This window comes from Treponema sp. (assembly GCF_017430385.1).
Taxonomy (GTDB): Bacteria; Spirochaetota; Spirochaetia; order Treponematales; family Treponemataceae; genus Treponema_D.
This window is the reverse complement of the sequence record NZ_JAFRNB010000009.1, coordinates 1-6,180: the sequence shown is the minus strand read 5'-3', so window position 1 is coordinate 6,180 and position 6,180 is coordinate 1. Positions and strand designations below refer to the sequence as shown.

General features: G+C 46.9%; 3 protein-coding genes. 2 read left to right on the top strand and 1 reads right to left on the bottom strand.

Annotated features, from left to right (window positions below; all coding sequences use genetic code 11):
* Positions 1 to 57: 57 nt before the first annotated feature.
* Entirely contained in the window at positions 58 to 1,143 is a 1,086-nt protein-coding gene (locus tag IJJ71_RS00625; RefSeq protein WP_296844710.1) for an IS110 family RNA-guided transposase, read from the bottom strand.
* A gap of 372 nt (positions 1,144 to 1,515) precedes the next feature.
* Here IJJ71_RS00625 and IJJ71_RS00620 point away from each other — a divergent pair, with 372 nt between their 5' ends.
* Both IJJ71_RS00620 and IJJ71_RS00615 read left to right on the top strand, forming a co-directional pair.
* Positions 1,516 to 1,746 (top strand): hypothetical protein, encoded by a 231-nt coding sequence (locus IJJ71_RS00620; protein WP_296844709.1) that lies wholly within the window; start codon positions 1,516 to 1,518, stop codon positions 1,744 to 1,746.
* A 191-nt stretch (positions 1,747 to 1,937) separates the two neighbouring features.
* Entirely contained in the window at positions 1,938 to 5,876 is a 3,939-nt protein-coding gene (locus IJJ71_RS00615; RefSeq protein ID WP_296844708.1) for a pectinesterase family protein, read from the top strand.
* The last annotated feature ends 304 nt before the right edge of the window (positions 5,877 to 6,180 follow it).

The following is a 6,180-nucleotide window of genomic DNA, read 5'->3' as shown; positions in this document are numbered from 1 at the left end:
TGTCATGCTGAACTCCTATGATATTTGTCAATACCATGAAGTTCCTGACTCCAATAATTAACTAGCTAAACAGAGAGCTTCGTCTGCAAGTTTGTCCACTGCTGCAGAAGCTCTCTTTTCATAAGATGTACCAGTTTTTAACAACGTGTACATCAATTCTGCAAGTTTCCTTGCCGTCGCAACGATTGCGATTTTCTTCGACTTGCTTTGAGTTCCTGTCATATATAGGAACTTATCTTTTATTGCCCCGCCTTTTTTTGACCTGACATGCGACCATGCGGCCAGAATCAGCAGGGACCTCAAATTGGAATTCCCGCACTTTGTGATATGTCCGAGCCGGAGTTTTGTGCTGGACATGTCAAGTTTCGGGACCAGTCCGACCGCAGCTCCAACCGTTGAAACGTTGCGGTAGCGCGAGCCGTCCCCGATGAATGCAATATAGGAAGCTGCCAGCTGTTTCCCGACTCCGGGAATGCCCATCAGGGCTTCAACGTTTTTGTCCCCCTCTATTTCTTTATCAAGCTCCGTCTCGACTTCATCAATCTGTTCCTCAATCTGCCCGATTCGTCTGAGGCTTCTTTCCGCCTGCTTCAGCGCGAATCCTTTCAGAATCTTTATGCTCCTGTCCCGGTTTTCATTTGTGGCCAGATCCTTGCGTTTTATTTCAGTTATTCCGCACTCCAGGAACACGGCATGAAGCCTGTTGATTTCCTTCGTCCTGTCGTTCTTCAACTGTCTCAGTTCTGTCAGAATCTGTCTGATGCTTTCCTCATGCTCCGTCGGAAGCTCGACGGTCGGAAGCTCGTCGTCAGTGTATTTCTGCACGAGGCGTGCGAGTTTCAGAGCATCTTCCTTGTCATTCTTTTTTACTGAGCGGTAAATCAACGCGACTTGACTCGGATTCAAAAGCACTACGTCACAACCGACCTGTTCCTTTATTTCCTTTGCCATCACCATTCCCAGCGAGCATACTTCAATCGCCACCCTGTCACTGGCTCTCAGCAAGGCATAAAGTTTCTTTCTGCCCTCAGGACTTGTCTTTCCGTTGGTTCCGGTCACTTTTCCGTCCTTCCAGATGATTTTAGTCTCATGAGTTCTTTTGCCCAGGTCGATTCCCACATTTCTTCCTTCGCAGTCTTTCATAATATGCCTCCGTTCAGTAAAATGGAATCAGGAGTGAAGGTCTGGTGGTGGAACACCGTACTCCTATCCGCGGTAACGGGGAAACGTCCCCGTTCCGCATTATGTCTTACGGCGGTCGGTTTTGGTTAATCTTGTTTTCGAAGTAAGGGGCTGTTTTTGCAGTGCCTTCTTCACAGTTCGGCAGAACCTTCCGCCGACTCTCTGATTCCGTCAAATCAGAGTACCACCTTTTCCCAGACTTTCATATCATGGCATCTTGTTTCAGCATCTACGCAATCTGCAGCGTTGAGATTCCGAAACGAGTTCGGAATGACACGGCTAGCTGAACTTAAGCGCAAAGTGTGATAGAATAGGAGAGAAGGAAGTGAACTTATGGGCGATACGGCATTAGCGTATTTTAATGAACTTGATAATTTCGACGTTCCGACTCTTACGGCGATTTTTGAGAAAGTGAAAATGCTTCTGGCAAAGAAGAACGAGCAAAAATCTGTTTTTGAAGAAATAGAAATTCCAAAAGAGAAGAGTGCTTTTTTCAACGCAATTGGGAAAATTTCTTTTGACAAAAATGCAGTCGAAGATTTGCGAGGGGAAAGCATTATATGATTCTTGTGGATACCAATATCCTTGTTGATTTTTTCAATGCCCCCACAAAAGAATTTGCCCAAATTTTTGCATTTCCCCGCGCTGTCGTTTAAGCGCAACAAAAACCATTCAGTTCCATTGCTTGGGAAGCAACTGGTCACGCCCCTAGTAATCTTTGCTTTTTATTGTATACAATATAAGCAGAGGTTTTTATGAAAAAGTTGATTCATAAAGTGTTATGCGCAGTTGCAGCATGTATTGCCGTATCTGCGCTTTCTGCCCAAAATCGAAAGGTCGATGTTTGGGACTTTGGCGGCGTGCAGGAGGCTGGTGCGAACAATCATATATCGATTGCTGATATTGATGCGCTCACCAATCTTCCTGCCGGTGGAAAATATCTTGAAGCCGGCGACTTGCCTGCATTTGGCGATTTGACGGTGAACGTTGTCGCGAATGACCGTGCGTACTATGACGGAAAGAAAAACTATGGTACGCAGGGATATGCGGCAGTTACTTTTGACGATGGATATTCATCCAACGGTATCTACTATTGCAACGGTACTGGCGGAAACAATCGCCGCTGCTTGACGATAAAGAACGTAAAAGCCGGTGACATAATAACGTTTTATGCGCGTCTTTCTGCTGCTGCCGACACGGACATCCACTTTTCAACGGTTGATGCCGACGGAAAAGTGACTGCCGAGCAAGATGAGGTTGCACCGATAAAGGCTGAATCAAAACGATATTCCTATGTCGCCCTTACTTCTGGAACATATCGAATTTGGACTGACAAGAAAGCAGGAAAACCAGTATACTATCGTGTAGTAAGAACTCCCGCCGTTGAGGTGAGCGGCAAACTTGAAAACTTGAACGGAAACGGGACTCTCAAATTTGTCATCGCCGGATTGAACAAAGAGTTGGATGCGAAAGTTTCTGGAAACTCATACCGGGTGAATCTTCCGCCACAGCATACATTTACGGCGGTGCTTTCAGGCATTGCGGGCTACGGAATCAGCCCGGAGACTCGGATTGTCGATTTGTCGGATGCAAAAGCCGGTTCTGCAAAGAACATTAATCTTGTTGTGGGCGAGGCGATTTTGTACAAAGCATCGGGACGCATAACAGGAATCGACGCGAACTACGACACATCAAAACTTTCTGTCGTGATGAATCCTCCTGCGGGCGGAGTGTATCAGAGCGTTGAGATGGCTGTTTCCGGCTCGAACGGCTCTTTTTCATACGAAGGAAAGCTTGAGCCGATGGTTCCATACACGGCCCAGATTGTTGGGGCGAACGATTATGAAATCACGGCTGGCAAAAGCATTCAGCTTTCAAACGATGTGGCTCAGGATATTGTTGTTGGACTCAAGCCCACGTATGAGACGAACGGAAAATTCTTCGGCGAAACATCTCCTCTTCCGACAAAAATTTCTTTTAAGAACATGGAAGATGGATATGTGTACGATGGTGTTGTTTCAAAGGATTCGTACTCTGTGAAACTTCGCGATGGCTCATATGAAGTTTCATGTGAAACAGACAAGGCTAAGACAATCAACCACATTGTCGTGGCTGGAAAAGCAGTTTCAAAAGATATTAAGATGTCTTTGAAAGACAAGACTCTTGCACCGCTCAAGCTCAAGAAAGATTTGAAAGTCGGTCCGAAAGCCGAGTTCAAGACGGTGAGTGCTGCAGTGAAAGCGGCAAGTGCAATGGGACCTAAGTCGGAAAAAGACCGAATCACGATTCATATTGCGCCGGGAACGTACCGCGAGCAAATCCTTATCGATGTGCCATACATCACGCTGAAAAATGACACGCCGTCCCAGGAAGTAAAACTCACTTGGTACTACGGAATTGGCTACAATTATTATTCGGCTGATGAAAAGGGCTGGTACGACGAAGATTTGGCATATGACAAATTCGTAAAGCATCCAGTGGCAAAATGGGGCGGCGCAACATACATTAAGCCGTATGCAACCGCGTTCCGTGCCGAGGGAATCACCTTCGAGACTTCGTTCAACAAGTACATGACCGATGATGAACTTTCGGATGGAGTTGCATCTGACGGAAGTGTTCCAGAGCGCAAAATCAATTCTGACGTGCGCTCAAAAGCATTGACTGAACGCTCGGCTGCAATTCTCATTGAGGCAGTTCGCGCCGAGTTCTTCAACTGCAAATTCTTGGGAAGCCAGGACACGCTCTATACGGGCTACAATTCTGAGGCGCAGAAAGCGGAAAATAGTCCGTACAAGAATGAGCCGCTTCGGGCATATTTCAGAAATTGTTTTGTCGAAGGAAACACCGACTTCATCTTTGGTGACGGAGACGTTGTTTTTGAGAACTGTGAGATTAGCTTTGCCGGATATACGACGGAAGGTGTTGCGGGCGGATATTTGACCGCAGCTCGGACTACGAGCAAAAAAGGATATTTGTTCTATGATTGCGTGTTGAGCGCAAACCAGAATTATTTCGTGAATCAGGGCTATCTTGGCCGCCCGTGGGGAAAAGAGGCGCGTGTTGCGTTCATCAAGTCCCTCGTGGGAACGTCTGGAATCATCAATCCGCTTGGTTGGACGCAGATGAGCGGAAACAAGCCGGAGGATGCGAATTTCAAGGAATTCGGCACGATTGAAGATGGCGCTGCTGCTGATTTTGATTATCGCGTGGGCGGAACCACGTTGACCGGCGAGGATGGCTATGCACCAAAAGACTTTTTTGGTGATTGGACACCTGCTTATTTTGCGGCGCAGACAGTAAAGCCAAAATCGATTTTTGCACGGTTCTTCCAGTGGCTCAAGGGCTTGTTCTCAAAATCATCAGACACATCATTCGCAAAAAAACCGAGCTTTACTACGGACGACGACATCAACACGCCGTACCCAGGACACACAATCACTCTCCATTATTCTCTTGGACAGTACGACAACGAGGATGTTTCCGAAATCAGCTGGTACAGCGTCACAGAGGACGGAACAGAGTTCCTCATGAAGCAGTCGAAAGGATTTGCCGACAAGACATATCTGATTAAGAAAGACGACCAGGATTCGTTCATCAAGGCTGTTGTCACTCCCAAGCGCAGATTCAACAATGCGGGCGAGCCAAAGGAAATCAAGCTTGAGGCGAAAATCAAGGAAGGCTATGCGGCTCCGTCGAAGGCTGCCGCTGACAGACCGCGGACTGCCGGGGCTGTGAACGTGTTCTTGGCTGGCGATTCCACAGTCAAGGATTACAGCTCGAATGGAATCTGGATGGGCGGAAAGACAAGAAGCGAAGGAGCATGGGGCGAATACTTGCAGAATTTCTTCAACAATTCTGTTGCCGTCCAGAACTATGCAGAGGGCGGACGTTCTACGAGAAACTTCATCAACGAAGGCTCATTGCAGAAAATCGCTGACAAGATTGGAAAAGGCGACTATCTGTTCATTCAGTTTGGTCACAACGACTGCCACAACGAGGCGGGCTACCTTGAAGACCGCTATGTTCCTCTTGGAAAAGCAGATTCAAAGGGGATTTATCCTGTGACTGCTGGAAAGAAAGTTCCTACCCCAAGCTCCTATGTTTCAAAATATGGTGCTGAGTTCTACGGTTGGAAGGGTGGCACATACAAGTGGTACTTGAAGCAGTACATTGACGTTGCCAAGAATGCTGGCGCAATTCCTGTTTTGGTTACTCCTGTAAGCCGCTTGTACTACAACGAGGATGGTACAATCAGACCGCACCACGACTCGACGGCAAAGGAGACTGAAAGCGAAGGAGCCGTGCTCACGGAAAACAATGCGTACTGTGAGGCAGTTCGGCAGCTTGCAAAAGAAGAAAAAGTGATTCTTATTGATGGGTTTGAAATCACGAAGAAATTTTATGAAGATGCTTACAAGGCATCTGGAAATGATTCTCTTGCAAGAAAGCTCATGTTCCCGGGCGACAGCACGCACAACAACAAGCTCGGCGGGTTCGTTCTTGCCGGAGAAATGGCGAAGGCAATCAAGTCTCAGATTCCTGCTCTCGGAAAGAACATTGTGAAGCCTGCCAAAGTTCTCGGCGAAAATGCGGACGGCCAGAATTTGTTCACGGTGGATTCATTAAGCAATTTCACTTGCGACGACGAGTACTGGACAAAATATGAGCAGAAAGTTATCGATTCGATAAAATAAAGATGTTCATTTGGCTGGCTTAAAGCCGAAAAAAAGGGGCTGCCTAAAAAGTTCAGTTAGCTGTGTCATTCCGAACTCGTTTCGGAATGACACAGCTGTAGATAGCGTAGATGCTGAAACAAGTTCAGCATGGCACTTACTTCTAGGACAGTCCCCTTTTTCAATTGGTCATTTTCGTTTCAGCGGTTTGGTGTCGTCGTAGTCAAAAATCGTTTTTGTGTCGATGAACCGGCCGTATTCTTGTTTCCAGATTAAGTGCCACTGGCTTTTGTCGTATTCTTCCAGCGCAGATTTTTCCATATCG